The organism is Armatimonadota bacterium, from assembly GCA_023511795.1.
Classification (GTDB): domain Bacteria; phylum Armatimonadota; class UBA5829; order DTJY01; family DTJY01; genus JAIMAU01.
In genome coordinates, this window is record JAIMAU010000003.1 from 1 (window position 1) to 16,777 (window position 16,777).

The 16,777-nt window shown below is 46.9% G+C and carries 10 protein-coding genes, 1 tRNA gene and 1 other RNA gene; 8 read left to right on the forward strand and 4 right to left on the reverse strand.

Going from position 1 to position 16,777, the window contains the following annotated elements; all coding sequences use genetic code 11:
* From K6T99_04345 to rnpB, 4 genes are all read left to right on the forward strand, one after another.
* Window positions 1-963: tetratricopeptide repeat protein (locus tag K6T99_04345; protein ID MCL6519038.1), on the forward strand; the 963-nt coding region annotated here is incomplete at its 5' end.
* 26 nt (window positions 964-989) lie between these two features.
* On the forward strand, window positions 990-2,795 hold the full coding sequence (locus K6T99_04350) for a tetratricopeptide repeat protein (protein MCL6519039.1): 1,806 nt from the start codon (window positions 990-992) through the stop codon (window positions 2,793-2,795).
* Window positions 2,792-6,388 carry a hypothetical protein gene (locus K6T99_04355; GenBank protein MCL6519040.1) on the forward strand — a complete coding sequence of 1,199 codons (3,597 nt, stop codon included), beginning with the start codon at window positions 2,792-2,794 and terminating at the stop codon, window positions 6,386-6,388. The genes K6T99_04350 and K6T99_04355 overlap by 4 nt, the downstream gene beginning before the upstream one ends.
* A 62-nt stretch (window positions 6,389-6,450) precedes the next feature.
* An RNA gene (rnpB, locus tag K6T99_04360) (RNase P RNA component class A) lies at window positions 6,451-6,793 on the forward strand.
* 587 nt (window positions 6,794-7,380) lie between these two features.
* Here the strand turns inward: rnpB and K6T99_04365 are convergent.
* Both K6T99_04365 and K6T99_04370 read right to left on the reverse strand, forming a co-directional pair.
* Window positions 7,381-7,476: transfer RNA gene (locus K6T99_04365), tRNA-Ser, on the reverse strand.
* A 146-nt stretch (window positions 7,477-7,622) separates the two neighbouring features.
* Window positions 7,623-8,198, reverse strand: coding sequence for a hypothetical protein (locus K6T99_04370; protein MCL6519041.1), 576 nt, complete (start codon window positions 8,196-8,198; stop codon window positions 7,623-7,625).
* 198 nt (window positions 8,199-8,396) lie between these two features.
* Here K6T99_04370 and K6T99_04375 point away from each other — a divergent pair, with 198 nt between their 5' ends.
* Entirely contained in the window at window positions 8,397-10,118 is a 1,722-nt protein-coding gene (locus K6T99_04375; protein MCL6519042.1) for a hypothetical protein, read from the forward strand.
* A 115-nt stretch (window positions 10,119-10,233) separates the two neighbouring features.
* Here the strand turns inward: K6T99_04375 and K6T99_04380 are convergent, their stop codons facing one another.
* Window positions 10,234-11,001, reverse strand: coding sequence for a DNRLRE domain-containing protein (locus tag K6T99_04380; protein ID MCL6519043.1), 768 nt, complete (start codon window positions 10,999-11,001; stop codon window positions 10,234-10,236).
* 277 nt (window positions 11,002-11,278) lie between these two features.
* Between K6T99_04380 and K6T99_04385 the strand changes: the two genes are divergently transcribed.
* Window positions 11,279-12,277 (forward strand): SGNH/GDSL hydrolase family protein, encoded by a 999-nt coding sequence (locus K6T99_04385; GenBank protein MCL6519044.1) that lies wholly within the window; start codon window positions 11,279-11,281, stop codon window positions 12,275-12,277.
* Between the two features lie 3 nt (window positions 12,278-12,280).
* Here K6T99_04385 and K6T99_04390 read toward each other — a convergent pair whose 3' ends face one another.
* The gene (locus K6T99_04390) at window positions 12,281-15,091 is read right to left on the reverse strand and encodes a fused MFS/spermidine synthase (GenBank protein MCL6519045.1); all 2,811 of its coding nucleotides are present in this window, start codon (window positions 15,089-15,091) and stop codon (window positions 12,281-12,283) included.
* Window positions 15,092-15,272: 181 nt separating this feature from the next.
* Here K6T99_04390 and rpsT point away from each other — a divergent pair, with 181 nt between their 5' ends.
* Window positions 15,273-15,536, forward strand: a complete 264-nt coding sequence (gene rpsT, locus K6T99_04395; GenBank protein MCL6519046.1) for a 30S ribosomal protein S20 — start codon at window positions 15,273-15,275, stop codon at window positions 15,534-15,536.
* 10 nt (window positions 15,537-15,546) lie between these two features.
* Window positions 15,547-16,647, forward strand: a complete 1,101-nt coding sequence (locus tag K6T99_04400) for a DUF362 domain-containing protein (protein ID MCL6519047.1) — start codon at window positions 15,547-15,549, stop codon at window positions 16,645-16,647.
* Window positions 16,648-16,777 lie beyond the last annotated feature (130 nt).

A 16,777-nucleotide genomic window follows, 5' to 3' on the forward strand; every position in this document is an offset into this window, starting at 1 on the left:
GCGGCGATTCTTGTTGTGCTTGCAGTTCTAACATGGCGCCAGGGACATGCATATAAAGATGCTGAAACACTTTGGCGCGACAACCTGGCAAAAAACCCTACTTCCTGGATGGCATACAACAATCTTGCTTCTGTTCTTCTTGAACGTGGGGATGCAGAAAAATCACTGGAATACCATACAAAAGCCCTGGGGATATATGAGAGCCCCGAAGCTCATATTGGGATGGGCGCCGCCCTCACACAGTTGGGCCGCCCACAAGAAGCATTACCCCATTATAGGAAAGCTCTTAATCTTAGGCCAAACGACCCGGATACATACTACAATATGGGCATTGCTTTTGCCGCGATGGGGAATCTAGCAGAGGCAATTGAAAACTATATGAAAGCGCTGGAGATCAACCCACATCATGTAAAGGCTAGAAACAACCTGGGAAGTGCCCTAGCAGCTCAAGGAAATTTCGAGGGTGCAGCCATTCAATATATTAACATTCTTAATGATAACCCAAACGACGACCGAGCACATACAAATTTGGCTAACGTTCTTGCAGAAATAGGCAAACTTGATGAAGCAGAACAACACTATCGCACAGCGCTCGCACTCAATGCCAGCAATGAGGCGGCACATTACAATTTGGCTAGACTCCTGACCATGAAGGGAAAACTTACAGAGGCAATGCAACATTATCAGAAATCAATTATCCTACAGCCCGACAATGCTGACGCTCATTACAATCTTGCTGGTGTTCTCGGAGCACGAAACCTGATTGACGAAGCGATAGATGAGTATCGAAAGGCAATCCAAATCAAGCCCGATTTTGCTGACGCCTATAACAACTTAGCAGTCATGCTTTATTTGAAGGGCGACTACGCTGGAGCGTGGAAGGAAATTGCGCTTGCTAAAAAGTATGGCGGCAAGCCACACCCCCAATTTCTCAAGGCTCTGACGCAGAAGATGCCGCCGTAATGAAAACTCTAATCTAGTGTTGTAAAATGGCTAACAAGAAAGCAAGACAAAGGCAAAGTCATGCAAGCAACCAATTCTATGCCGGCATGGCAATTGTCGCAATTACATTCCTCATTTACGTCCCCTCAATCAATAATGGCTTCATATGGGATGATATCGCATGGATTATTAAGAGCCCCATTATAAACACTAAAGACGCGCTTTACCGGTACTGGTGTACTATGCAGTCGCCGGACTATTTTCCTTTCGTGCATACCCTTTTCTGGATTGAATGGAAACTTTGGGGAGCTAACAATGTTTGCTGGCATATTTTCAGCATATTTCTTCATGCTTGTACTGCCGTTCTCACGTGGTTGACGTTGCAAAAGCTTAGAATTCCTGGCGGCTGGCTTACTGCAGTCATTTTTGCCGTGCATCCAGTAAACGTAGAAACCGCTGGTTGGGTATATCAACAGCGTACCATCCTACCGATGCTGCTTATGCTCGCCAGCATACTTGCTTATCTCAGATTTGAAACAGAAAACCAACGCTTCTGGTACTGCCTAACGTTATTACTATTCATCCTCGCACTCTTGAGCAAAATTTCAGTTATGATGCTCCCTGCTGTTCTTCTGCTAATCACTTGGTGGAAGCGAGGCAAGATTGGGCGGCATGATATAGTGTGCATGCTCCCGTTTATTGCGGCTTCCATAATCTCCGGCTTGCTAACAGCTTACGTCCAAACCCACCGGAACATTGGTGAAGATATCGTTCGTACCGATAGCTTCTTTGCAAGGCTCGCCGGCACCGGCTGGGTAGTCTGGTTCTACCTTTACAAAGACCTTCTCCCAACAAACCTTCTCTTTGTCTATCCGCGATGGGAAATCAACCCATCATCAATAGTTGCCTGGATACCTCTCGCAACCTTGCTAGGTTGCTTTGCAATATTTTGGTTATTTAGGCAGTCCTGGGGACGACCATTTTTTGCGGCGCTTGGATACTTTGTGCTAATGCTTTTCCCCGTGCTCGGTTTTGTGAATATCTACTTTATGCGCTATTCCTTGGTTGCCGACCACTGGCAGTATTCAGCGATGCTGGGAATTGTCGCCCTTGTTGTGGCTGGGATTTGCCGAATTATAGAACGCCATGGAATGGTCAAACCAAGCACATTCTCTGCTATTGCAGTCGTTCTCATCCTTGCCTGCCTAAGCTGGAATCAACAGAGGATTTATAAAGACGAAGAAACCCTTTGGAGCAATACGATTTCAAGAAATCCACACGCATGGTCGGCCCACGTTAACTTGGGCGTTGTCCTTGCAGAAAAAGGAGAAATTGATAAGGCGATATCACACTATACTGCCGCTTTACAAATTAACCCCAATTGCCCTGAGGCACACAATTCAATCGCAGCAGCCCTCATTCAAAAAGGTAAGTACAATGAAGCACTGGACCACTTGGCGAAAGCACTCCACTTGAAACCGAAAAGCGCACGCGCCCACTACAATTTAGGGCGAGTATATGCTGCGCAGGGAAGAATCCATGAAGCGGCTGAAGAATATGCAAAGTCACTGGAGCTGAATCCATACTTTGCAGAGGCATATACAAATTTTGGAGCCATACTCATAGATTTTGGAAGAATAGACGAAGCGATGGAATATCACATGCGAGCACTCAGCCTAAACCCTGATTTACCAGAGGCCCACAATAATCTGGGCGTTGCCCTGGCTGAAATGGGCAAGTTTGATGAAGCAGAGCATGAGTTTAGGGAAGCTATCCGGCTCAACCCTAACTATGCAGTAGCAAGGAGAAATCTAAATGAGGTTTGCGCCATGCGTAAGGCGGGGAGATTATGAAAAACACACTCGCTAGCTCGCTTGTTTCACTCTTATTAATTCTAACGATTACACAAACAGGAGAAGCTATGTGGAAAGATGATTTAAAAGATTCGTCGGCGTGGTCGCTGTCGTACCTAGTTGATGAGAAAGAAATAGGCAAAGGTATTATCCGAGCAGATGGCATCCTGCATATCCCAATGGATTTTAGGGATGCTACTACCAATCGCCTGAGCCGAGATATTAACCTCATGCGTCCCAGATGGATATCATTCAAGCTCAGGGCAACAGGAAACATCTCTCCTGAAAATCTAAAACTCCGGTTATGCCTCAAATCCCCCGATGCTCCGTTTTCCTTCTTTCCGAAGGTCAAGCAAACTTCCAATGAGTGGACCGAATTCGAGGCGGACATCAATCAGCCAGACTCGCTCGTGAATGTTTGGCGTTTCTATGGACTGCGCCGACTATCACAACTATCGCTAAGCATTGAGAAACCCCCTGGGAATTCAACCTTTGAGCTACAACTAGCCGACTTAACGTTTCGGTATGGCGAAGACATTGTCGAGAACTACAAGCCGAAAAAGATGAACCTCAAGCCAACGCAGCCGCCGACAATTGCGTTATGCTTGAACCGTGCTGGTGAATATTACCAAGCCGAGGAAATTTTCAGAATCCATTTTCCAACTGCTAGACTTTCAACCCATGCATTTAGGGGTCCTCACATGCCACTAGACAACTGGCCGCCCAACCTCAGCCAACTATCACTAGTGGTGATGGTAGACACAGATACCTACGTCCTATCTGACCGAGAGCTTGCCAACTTGGCTGACTACGTTCACAGTGGTGGTTCCCTCTTAATCTTCGCTGGGCCTAACAGCGTCAATGCCAGCCTCGACGGCCGCCCCTTGGCGAAAGACATTCTCCCAGCACTTCCTGAGAAACATACAAATGATAGGAGTGAATTGCCTATAATTGCTTCAAAAATAATACCTGCTGAAGAGAATAAACTAGGATATCCCGGGCCGTTGCAAGAGGTTACTTTAAAGCCTGACTCGCAAGTGATCCTTGAGGATGCAGGAGGCAGACCTGTTATTATCGTTCGTCCATTTGGTAATGGAAAAGTTGCGCTAGTTACTTGCTGGCCCGATCCGAGCATTGACCGAGGCAAATCTTTATATTGGTCTCAAGAATATACAAAAGTTATTTCATCCTTAATTTCTCATTTGACAAACCTTAGGGCTGAACATGAGAAGGAGACGACTATTTTTCAACCGTCTATTAGAGTTGAATTCCGATACCACAAGCGTGTGTTCAAGCCGCTAGGCACCTTCGAGTTTAATGTTCATGGACCTGCAGGGGCAAATGTTCAGGCGTCGCTTAGAGATATTCGCACGAGAGTAGTATGGCGAGCGGCTGGCACACTTGACGCAACTGGTTCATTGAAAATCCGAGATATACTTCCCGACCTTGCCGATGGCGAGTATACCTTATCCGTTCAATCAAAAGAGACATCAACAAATGTGCCGATTGCCATAGCCTCACCTCTTGATATGAATTGCTTTTATCCTATCATTGCCCGAGTCCCAGTCCAGCAAGGTGGCCACTGGCTTGGGCCTAAGACGCTGAAGTGGATGGTAGAGGATGTCGCCTCCCATGGAATCAACACTATCGCCATCCCGGTTCTCGATGCGATAGCGCGCGAGCCGCAGGGATTTGCTGCAGAAATGGCAGGCTTACTTGAATTTTATGCCCAACAGCAGGGAATGGCTGTTATGTACGACTACTCACACTTACCGATATTTGCTCACAAAACCCGTCCGCCCTTTGACGTGCGATCCCCGAATGCCGAAAGTAAAGCTGCGGAATTGCTAAAACCTTGGACAGAAGTGGCAGACCTTGTCCCCCGATTATTCGCTGTGAAGCATATTGATGAGCCTGTCGCAAACTATGCGAATCTTAATCTTGATTTCGACAGCGGCAGAGAATATCTTGAGAAATGTGGTTTTAATGCGCCCGACGCCGAACAGGAAGCGCCTTTGTGCGGCGAAAATCGGCTGAAACACTGGATTTTTGTTGGGGATTATGCACGCCGCCAATTCCAACTCTCGTATAACATCTGTCAAAAGCAAGAAAAGCCCTGGGGATTACTTCATACTTTCATGGAGCCAGGATTTGGAAGCGAATCGCCTCAGCGAAGGTTTGAGGATGTCTTCCGCTGGGGTGGCACGGCAGACTATCTCGACTTCGACATATACCCATACTGGTATCCACAATCGCATAAACGCCGCTTTGCAAAGGTACACTACGGATTTGCTTTCCAACGTTGTGTTGTGCAGTTTTATGGAAAGCCAATGGGCTTCTATGTTGAGCTGGACGATAGGAACTGGCCCTTTCAACAAAACCCAAAGGAGGCAACCGGCGAGCTAGCATATACTGCTGTCGGTGAAGGCTGCCACTATTTGAATACATTTATCTACGGCGTTTTTGGCGCAGGGAATATGGCTCGACCCGAACGCTGGGAGGATGGCGGGGCAGACCTTCGCGCAATTGCGAAAACCACACCATTTTTGCTGTCAACTGAGCGCGCTAAAGCCCACATAGCTCTCTACTTTCCATATCGCCAATGGATCATAAATGGAGCTTATTACCCAACGTTCGGCTTAGAATTATTCCGCCGCGAGTTCGGCGAGTGCGACATCCTCCATGAAGAAATTGCCCTCGACCGTGGATTCGAACCTTACCAAGCAGTCATACTTCTTCAAACCGATATATTACCGCAAAAAGTGGAATCGACTCTAATTGAATTCATCAGGTCCGGCGGAATCCTTATGCTCGACCACTGTCCATCAATCACCCCCGAAGGAGCACCCCTCACTCAATTAAAGGCACTTGTCGGCGAGATGCCGTCTGCTGAACCATGGCGTGCGGAAACAATTCAGGTTGGAAAGGGCTATATAATAAAAGTTCCTGAGGGTTTGGATAATACCTACCGCCTAGCAGTAGAACATGATGATGTGAAAACTGTGGATATGCTCGAATCTTGGGCTCGGGAAGTCTTCACTAATTATGGGATTCTCCCATGGGCAAAATGCTCGGATGACGAATTTGAAGCTAGTCTCCTGATTGGCAAGAATGCCTCGGCAGTTGTTGTGGTAAATCACCGGCCGGAAACCGCAACTGCAAAAATTAGCGTGAATCCAAGTCTTAAAGTGGGATATATATGCGACCTAGCCACAGGCAAAGCATTTAAATTCCAAAAAGCTGGCGAGAATATAACAATCCCTGTTCAGCTCACCCAGCGACAAGGCGCAATACTTTGTCTATATCCGAAAAAACCAGGAAGACCCGAATTCGACGTTCAAGTAGCAAATGGCGAGTTTATTATAAGGCTCGCTGAACCAAGTGGATGTCCAATTCCCATTTTTATCGAAGCCATTCGCCCAGATGGCCGCCGAAGTTTTCGACACACGCGGGAAATCTTGCTAACCGGCACAGCTGAATTTCGGATGCCTGCGGCATTAAATGACCCTCTGGGTGACTGGAAATTCCGCGCTGTTATTCCAATGCTTGCAACTGAGGTTGACAAAACTGTAAAATTGACGGCCCGGGACTAACGACTATCTGCAAACCAAGCGCTAGTCATTGATAATCCACGCAAATGTGGTAAAATAATCTCGGAGTAAGCTGGATGATCGCCTCGAGTAATCGGGGAGGAAAGTCCGGGCTCCGCAGGGCACGATGCTCGCTAATAGCGAGGGGGAGCGATCCCACGGAAAGTGCCACAGAAAAGAAAACGCCCCACCTTCGGGTGGAGCAAAGCTGAAACGGTGGTGTAAGAGACCACCAGCTCCGCAGTGATGCGGAGGCTTGGTAAACCCCATCGGGAGCAAGGCCGAATAGGAAGGGGAAGAAGCTGCCCGCTGACCCTTCGGGTAATGGCCGCTTGAGGCTCGGGGCAACCCGCGCCCCAGAGAGATGATCATCCTCGACAGAACCCGGCTTATAGGCTTACTCCAAAAAGTATATAAAGAGAAATGGCGAGCTTCCTTGCAAAAGCCCGCCATTTCTCTTTATTGCACTTTCAACTTACTCACGTAGCGCCAATCACAGACGAAACTTTAAAGTTGCGTTTTCTCATCCGAAAATTGATGTTTTTTTTGCCCTCATGTCGTTCGCTTGGTGACAGTTTTTCTAAGTCTCTTCTTGCAAATGCTAGGTTCAGCCGAACTCAGCGGCAGGTTATTTTTAAACTCTCTAATGTATTTTGGAAAAACCTTTTGGAACAATATCGTCTATTCGTACAACCGCCTCGGTTTGAACAAGCTTAATATCTGCGCCAATCTCTTCGCCTAATAAATCAAGATTTTCTTTCATGAAGAGCCAACTCATAAAATCTGTTTCTGACTTAAAACTTCCTGCAGGTAAATTTTCTAAGTTTTGCTAGGTTTTTATTCATGGTTTTCTTCTTTATCCCCTGCCTTAAAATAGCTTTCGGGATTATTGCAAAAATTGAATCTACTCTCAATATAGGGCTATCAAATAAAGCAAGCAAGAAAAAAAACAGCCTTTGCTAAAATAAAGCTTGGGTCGAGATAATTGAAAAAACTGGCGGAGCGAGTGGGATTCGAACCCACGAGCGGGATTTGTGTCCCGCTACACGATTTCCAGTCGTGCTCCTTCAACCAAGCTCGGACATCGCTCCGCCGTATTCTGATGGCGAAAAAATTCTACCATGATGAGGACAAACTGTCAATGAAACAAAAAGCCGCACTTTAATTTGTATAAGCGTGCGGCTTTCAAAACAGCAAGCAATTACTAATACTCAAATTTCAATCTGAAAAACGTGCACTATCGTTCAGGCGGCCAGCCGATATCCAAAGCAGCTATTCGCTTTCTGCCTTCTCTATCCCAGAACCAACGCACTGTTACCTTAGTCTTGGGCGTCAATGCTGCCAGCTTGTTGGAAATTACCGGGTCAGGAACCCATTTGCCTTCAATCAATACGAATCTCGGGTTCATAGTTACCGTCCCTGGCTCATCTTTTGGCCGGATTACAAGCTGGGTTCGCGATGATGATACAACTACTCCACTTGTGGTACCCTCAAGAGCACTTATTATCTGGATAGCGTCGACTCTCCTCTTGCCTTCGACATCCATGGTCCAGGTAACACGCACTCTTTCTCCAGACTCGAGGCACGGAAATACCGTCTTTGCTGGGCCGGACGGAACCCAGGTAGTCCCATTGAAAACGTAATAAGGATTAAACGAAAGCGGCTTATTGTCGGGAGTTCGGATGTAGAGGGTCCATTCCTGTACTGTAATTACCATGCCCTCAGAGACAATTGATGCGCCTGCCTCTGCAAGGATTACGCACATCAGCATGGTAATTGCAAGTAAAATAACAATTTGGCGCAAATTCCTCATTTTAACCTCCTGCTAAGCTATTTGTTGCCCTAGCATGTGATGGATTGGCCACCTTTCTTCTTTTGACGATTCTCCATTAACATATGTTCTGTTCATTAGCTAGGTTGTTGATAATTTCAATATACGAAATGACGCTTGTCTGACGTATTATCATCTGCTAGAATACCAATCGAAACATAATATTTGGAGGACTGCAACATGGGAAAAGCGATTGGATTGCCTGATGACGTTCGCAAATTGGAGAAAAATACGCCAGTAATTGGAGTATTCTGTGCTGGCGATCCTCGAATAGATGCTGAAAGCCGACAAAGATGCAGGAACATTGTAAAAATGACAGCGGACATTCTAGCCGATAGGGTCAAACTGCCCAACGGCTCCCCGGCGAAGGTTGTTTATGCCCCCATACTTGTTGATGGTGAAGCCCAAGCGGACATAGTGGCAAAGCAGTTCCAAGACGCCGGAGTGAAGGTGTTGGTTTGCACGCCAGATACTTGGGCATTTCCTCAATTGAGCGTAATCTCACTTATTCAGCAGTTCCCCACTGACACGCCGATAAACTTCACCTGCGGGAACAGCGGTCCGAAGCCGGGTGTTGTTTTCGCTCACGCAGTAAATGGTGCTTTGGCGCAATATGGAAGGCTTTCACACCTAAATGTGGGCACATGGCCAGATACAGGCATTGAACCGGTGATGACGGAAGAAACCGCTCAAGCCTTAGTAGACTGGGCGTTTGCAGCTGTTACGACGCAAGCGCTAAAAGGCAGCAGGGTTGTAATCTTTGGCCACGACTCAATGGGGATGGAAACCGCTCTGGCGCATATTCTTCCTACACGCCGACAGTTTGGCATCGAGATAACACGGCTTGACATGAAGCTACTTGCAGATATGCTCCAGAAAAAAGCCTATGACGCTGAAGAACTCAAGGCATTCCGTGCGTTTATAGACAAACACCTTGGCAGTCGGCTGGAAATAAGAAACGAAGCCGACTCCGAGCGGTTCAACCAGAGCCTAGCGCTATATCTCATTACGCGTGACTTGATGGAAGATTTGAACGCTGTTGGCGGTGGATTTATGAGTCAACTTGAGTGGGGCTCAGACAAACGAGGCATACCTCTGCCAGTTGCCGACGCAATGGAGTCGTTTTTCAATTCGACATTCGACCACAATGGGCGAAAGGTACCCATTCCATTCGCAACCGAGGCCGACGTCCAGGGGCTTCTCACCATGCTTTTCATGAGCGCATTAACTGGTGGAAATCCACCGCTGTTTATGGACTTCCGCAAGGTTTGGGAGCAATGGGAACTTGAGGCTCTTGCACAAAAAATAGGAGTGAGTCTTCCTGAAGACGAACTTTGGGCACAGAAGGGCCTAGTAGATGGCGACAATTCTGGTAGTGCTTCGCTTGATTGGGCCGCAAAGCCTGGCGCAAGCATAGAAGAGATAATGTCAAAGGTTTCGATGCCGCTTGCTGACGAAGGATATTTCCCAGGCTTGGGTAATTCTGTAACGTTCGTCTCGCCGGGCGGGCTTGATGGCATTGCAGGACGGCTTATGTACAGCAGTCTGTCAGGCATATTCAGCATGAGCTGGGATGAGGCGACAACAGCAGAAGTGCCCGAAAAGCTTGCAAAGGCACTAGGTGAGTGCACAACACCAACGTGGCCGCACACGTTCGTGGTGCCAAAGTATGCAAGCATGTATGAATATAAACATTATCCGCCAGCAAACCATTTCCATATGATTCAGGGATTATCGCCTGCAAGACTTGAATACTGGATGGACCTGAACAACGTATTATCGCAGGCAAATTGGTCGGCTCGTCCGAAGTTTATCGAAGGAGTAGACCGGCCAATCCCACTGCTTTATCTGGCAAACGGAGGAGAAGACAACGCAAAACTTATGCGACTCAGGAGCCAGTGAAAATCCAGTAATTGCAGTAAAACTCCGCCTCGCAAAGCGCTACGAGGCGGAGTTTTTTAACTCCTGCTATTTAAGATTGGCGCTATAAAGGAGCGAGGAAGGTTGCTGCTTCGGTCTATTTTCTTCGCCGGGCCGCGCCTATCAGGGTTAATACTCCCATGCTGAGCGCCAAAATGCTTGCTGGCTCCGGAATGATTGTGTAGTTGATTGTTAATTTTGGTCGGACGCCCAGTGAACCCTCCTTGGTTGCAAACACTACAACATCGCCACCGCCATCATGGCTGTAAGCGCGCATCAACCAACCATTATTTGGCTTGCCTTCTTCCACCCACTTCTTTACGCTGTTAGTAACATTCCAGTTGTAGTAAATACCGGCGGCCATGCCGTAATAGAAATAAACTAGCGAGTCTGGATTCGGATACCTATCCCAAGTTGTATTCTCGCATCCAGCCGTAGCCCAATAAGTTGACCCTTTGAAAACATTCCAGTTCGCCTGATTTTCAACCCAATCTTTGTAATCTCTTATCATATACGGGCCAATGTACATCCAATCGCCAGACCCGAATTCTTCCAAGCGGACGAGATATAGCGAAAGCGTAGCACTAGTTATACGCAGCCAAGGATTATTGGGGAGCTGGCCAGTAAGGTCAAATTTAATGAGGCCGCTATTCCTTGGGCTACTTGAGAACATCTTGACATTCATCTCAGTTGACGAACCATAGTTCGTGCTTGGATTAGAATAGTCAATCCATGTGTCAGTAGTGCCGTAATAACCGCCTGAGCCATGCTTAAGCACAATCTGTCCGTCGGTTTGGGCTTGTGCAGGAAGTAAAAAGCAGAGGGAAACGGCAAAAACCGCCAGAAAAATATGCAACCTCTTCATCCCATCTCTCTCCTTTCTTTACCTCTAACTAAAGCGCAACCGGAATGTTTGACGCCAGCTTTAATAACAACCGCCAACGCCGCTATTAAATACAATAACCCAGCTTATTGGAATAATATCCCAGAAAGAGCTTGGCGTCAAGCCAGTAAATTTACCAGTTTTTTAAAAAATTGCAGTCTTTCCGTTTGCCTAAAGAACCTAACGAATATTACCAAACTTTTTCGCTTTTCGGGAAGTCTTGGGTAGGAAAAACAGCCAATATGTTTAATTTTAGGGTATGGACTGGATAGATTTCCCCAATGACGGCTTCAACGTACATGGGCTCCCATGGTTTGAAGAAGACCGGCCGGTTTTGAGACGCCTCCCTGAGCGACTGAAGGACACTTTTCGTCCGGCCGTTTGGGAGCTTGCACAATGCCCTGCAGGCGGCAGAATTCTCTTCAAGACTGACTCATGTCAAGTTGGCCTTCGTGCAAAGGTCTCGGATAATGCAGTTATGAACCACATTACCCGAATCGGGCAGAGCGGCTTCGATATTTATGTAGACGGCTTTTTCATGGGGAGCGTTTCCCCTGATGCTGCCGGAAATATTGAAGCGCAGTGGAACATTCAAAAGTCCCCAAAGCTTCGGGACATAGTAATCCACATGCCGCTATACAAACCCGTTGAGCTTAGGCAAATCGGGCTAGACGAGGGTTCTGCCATCAAAGAACACAAGCCCTTTGCAATCAAGAAACCAATCATTTTCTATGGAACTAGCATTACACAAGGCGGTTGCGCCTCGACCCCGGGAACAACTTACCAAGACTTTATCTCCCGCTGGCTCAATGTGGATTTTGTGAATCTTGGGTTCTCTGGCAATGGTCATGGAGATATTGAAGTGGCAAGGGCTATCGGCGAGATCGAATGCGCCTGCATAGTCGTTGACCATTGGGCGAATAAGGGGTTGAATTATCGAGAAAATTTGCCGCTTTTCGTTGGCGAACTTCGAAAATCGCATAAACTCGTGCCAATTATTGTCACCGGACCATTCTATTACTGTCGAGATGATATTGACGACTCACTTCACGTCGAACAACGAAAGACAGGCGAAGAGTTCGTTAAGAAAATGAACTGCGAAGGCGACCAGAATATACACTTCTTCGATGGTCGGAAGATGATCTCCAAGAAAACTAGTTTTGGACTAGTGGACGGGGTTCATCCGAATTCTCTCGGCTTCTATCTTATTGCTAAAGGCTTCACCCCGTTTTTAAAGCGGGTCCTTGGATTAAGATAAACTCTACTGCATCATCTCAACAACCTCCCGCCGCTTTTCCTGCAGGCGTTTGTTTTTTGGATCAAGGTTGATTGCGCGATCGAGAAGGTCAAGTATAGGAGCGAAGTCCTGCGGCGTAAATACCGATTGCCGACGCATGACCTCTGCCAAAAGGATGTCTGCCTCTAACTCCAACGATTGTACGTTTGGTTTGATTTGAACCGCAGAATGTGCCGCTCGTAAAGCTGCTAATGGCTCGGTCGAGCTCAATGCTTTCGCATATTCAATAAGTATTTCAGGATCATTCGGCCATTCCATTAAATAATGTTTTAGCAGCGCAAGAAGTAAAGCCGGGTGTTTCATGCGCGAATCAAGGCATGCCGTAATTAGCGACCGATAATCTTCTTTACTAAGTTTACGAAAGCGCATATACTGCACGCTGAACAAGTTCTCATTACCCCATTTTCGCTCGTCATTGCTGTTCATGCATTCGGCGACTTCACCAATATAATATGAGCGCGGCGCTTGGTATTCTAGCACAGGCAAGTCATCACAATTCACCATGCCCACGCCAGCCACCTCTTCCGCGGTCTCCGCTGACATCGTTTGCCGCGAGAGAAGGGCTATTAAAGAAGTTATTGAAATCCTTTGGAGATCTCGTTTGACGGAATCAAGCGCTATCCGCTTTTCCATTGCCTCAAAGTCGGGTGATATCGGATCGCGTGAAGCCAAAAGTATGTAATCGTTCGCTTGGGTTTCGAAGATATACACATAGGGAAAAACCTGCCGCACGGTGCGAATAATTATTGCTACAAGTTCATCTGACATCTCATAGCTATGAAACCATTGTGCTAGTACGCCTCCAGGGTTAAGAATTCTATCGAGTGACTGGAAAAACTCAAGCGTGAAGAGGTTGCCTACTCCCGCCATCCAAGGATTGCTCGGTTCGCTAATTACAACATCGTATTTTTTCTGCGTAACCGCGGCTACCGTCCTTGCATCCTCGATGATTAAGTTGAACCTTGGATTTTTCCTTACCATCCAGTTTACATCGTCAAAATACTGCAAAGCCCTCGCAACAGCAGGTGATATCTCAACACAATCCACAAGGGTATTCGGATGTGTAAGAACGCTCCCGGCAGTAGCACCCGTGCCTAGACCGATAACCAAAACATTTCTTGCATCTGGTTTGAAGAACATAGGGATTTGACCAAGCAGCACCTGGGTCGGCATATCTCCCCATGATGTACCATCAGGCTTACCATTGATTGTAAGTAGTTTGTCATATCGTCCTTTCAAATTTTCAGCAGAAATAACCGCAACTCTGGCGCTTCCGTCTTCACCCACATAAAAAACCTTTATCTCCGACAGTAAAGAGCGGAAGGCACGCCAAGTTTCGGGTGGAGGAAGCATTCTCACTCGAAATGTACCCCGGCTAAAACTTGCTGGATGCCATTGGGGCAACGAGAAAAGGAGCACTGTAATTGCTACTGATGCGCCAACAGTGAAGACCCATTTGCGAGGCAACTTAGAAACCACAAGTAAAAGTGCGCCCACAATCATATTAAGCGCAACAGCAACTTGGAGAGATTCACGAAGGCCAAGCATAGGAATAAGGACAATGCCTGCCAAGAATGACCCAGCAAGAGTGCCGACTGTATTCGCACCGTAAACTAGTCCGCTATCTCTACCAATGTCCTCATCCCTTCGCGCGACCGCTTTTATTGCCAACGGAAGTGTCATCCCAAAAAAGAACGTCGGCACCAACATTACAATAAAACACAGCGAATATTTCAACAGGTTAAACATTCCTAAAGTTTGTTCGGTCGGGAATAAAAGGAAGGACCATCGCCAAAAGACGTACGGCAATCTTTCATAATAAGGAATACTTGCAGCCACTGAGAAAGCAATAGCTATTTCGGCAAAAGCAAATGCTAAAAGTGCCTGCAAACTAAGAGGACGGCAAAGTCCCACTGCAAGGCTTCCTAGTGCCAAACCTGTGATGAATGCCGCCAACATAAGCGTAAATGAGTAGGTGGAGCTGCCAAGTGTAATGCCAAACATACATATCCAAACCAGTTCGTAGATCATCGCAGTCGCCCCTGACAAAGCGGCTGCAATGCAGATGGGAATAACAAGCGGATGCCTTGCCGCACTTCCACTTTTTGCGAGTTCTCTAGCAGAACACGAAGTAACGTCACGCAACATGCCGAGCATCACAGCAATTAACCCCAAAGCAATATTTACTGCTCCAATGGTCGTCATGGTCATGCGCATGCCAAGTGCCGGTATCAGCATAAAGCCTGCAAGAAGCGTTCCACCGACCGCACCGACACAGTTTGCTAGGTAAAGCCACTCAGCCTTATCATCCTTTTGCTCAGATTCGGGCTGAAAGTGCTTCATCAACACAGGAAATGTGCCGCCCATGAGAAACGTTGGCAAAATCAGCACACCAATTGACGCTGCAAGCTTCACTGCCAGCGCAATTGGACTGCCAAAGTCGGTTCTGGCCGTCGCCACAAGCGCAAAAGACTGAATAGGATGGATTATTAAAGGAAATATGATTGCATAGAGACCAATTGCTATCTCAAGCCACCCATACACTGCAAGCGGACGACGAAACTGCCGTGTCGCCGCCCCAATAACAAAGCTACCTAGTGCAAGACCGCTCATGAATCCAGCCAACACGCACATGTGTGCTAGCGTCGTGTTGCCAAGAAACAACGAAAGGTATCTTGCCCAGGTAACCTCATACACTAAGCCCCAAGCACCCGAGGCTATGAAAAGCAGGTAGGGTAAAACTCGAACCGATTTGGGCATCTCGTTTGCTATCATAGCTCCTTTCGAAATTGTATGGCAAAATAGTACCTGAATTGGAAAAGCAGTGCAACCCTATGACTTGCTTTCTGCTGGGTAACCTGTTATAATCCATTGTCTCAGTCGAGAACCTTCGCGCCCAAACGGCGTGAGTATGCCTTGAACCTGATTCTTTATTGAAATTTGGGGGTGACATCATTTGCCGAACATCAAATCGGTAATTAAAGACGTAAAGAAATCCCGTGAGCGGCATCTTCGCAATGTCGCAGAGAAGTCAAAAATCAAAACCTTTGTAAAGAAAGCTAGAGCTTCCATTGAGTCCGGCGACAAAGAGGCGATCCAGCAAGCAATCTCAGCGGCTGCAAGCGTTATCGATAAAGCCGCAGAGAAGGGTATAATTCACAAAAACGCTGCTGCACGCCGCAAATCGAGGCTAATGAAAGCAGCAAACAAGGTACTATAACTAAAGAGCTATGAGCAAGGTCCTCTTTGCTTCTGCACGTATGAGCGAGCTTACCTGGAAGCAAACATTGCCGGGTAAGCTTGATATAATCCTGGAGCGTCTCGACTTCGCCGAAAAGCTCAAAGACAAAAAAGTCTGCGTAAAAATGCACCTGGGTGGAAACGTAGGCTACTCGACTATCCATCCGGTATTTGTGCGCCGTGTCATCTCTTTCATAAAAGCTGCAGGCGGTAAGCCGTTTATTACAGACAACCTCCATTGGGTGCTCACTGCTGCTGAAAGAGGGTACACACCTGAAGTGCTTGGCTGCCCGATTATTCCAGAGGCTGGTTTGAATGATAAGTACGTTTACACCCACAAGATCAATTATAAAAATTTGGAGGAATTCCAAATTGCAGGCGAGATATGGGATTCTGATTTCTTAGTTTGCCTTGCCCACGCAAAAGGCCATGGGAACAGCGGATACGGCGGAAGCATTAAGAACATTGCGCTCGGCTCAATGGTGGCAAAATCACGCCATTGTATGCATATGGTCCAACATGCCGAGACCTACTGGGATGCTAGTAAGTGTACTCATTACATCGACGGATGTAACTTATGTGTAGAAAACTGCAAAGTAAAATGCATGCGTTTTGCTGACGACAAGAAGCTACACGTGGGATTCCATGAATGCAACTTTTGCTTGGAATGCAACGAAATATGTCCCCAAGGTGCCCTAAGCATCCGCGAAGAAATCGCCCATGATTTTCAAGAGGTCATGGCAATTGCAACCGAAATTGTCCTAAATAGGTTCCCTAACGGAAACGCTACATTTATTAACTTTGCAATAGATATAACACCATTGTGCGATTGCGCAGGAATGACAACGCCAAGTCTGGTTCCTGACATAGGAATTTTTGCCTCGAATGACATAGTGGCAGTCGAGAAAGCAACTCTGGACAGCATTGATTATCGCAATTTGCTACCTAATACAATTATCCCTTGGCTGATTTTGCGCAATATCGAAGGCCACTTGTTTAAGAAGATACACGGCGTTGACCCCTATGTTCAGGTTTATGCCTGCGAGCGCCGGGGCTTGGGAAGCACTAATTATGAAATAGAGGAAATATAAAAGCAAAAGCTTACAACAGAGTTTTATTGCAATACCAAGTCCAACTTAAAAACATAAAGGGAACTCAATGGGAAGAGTTCCCTTTATTGTTCCATCGAGCCTACTCCAGTGAACAACAACGCATTATATT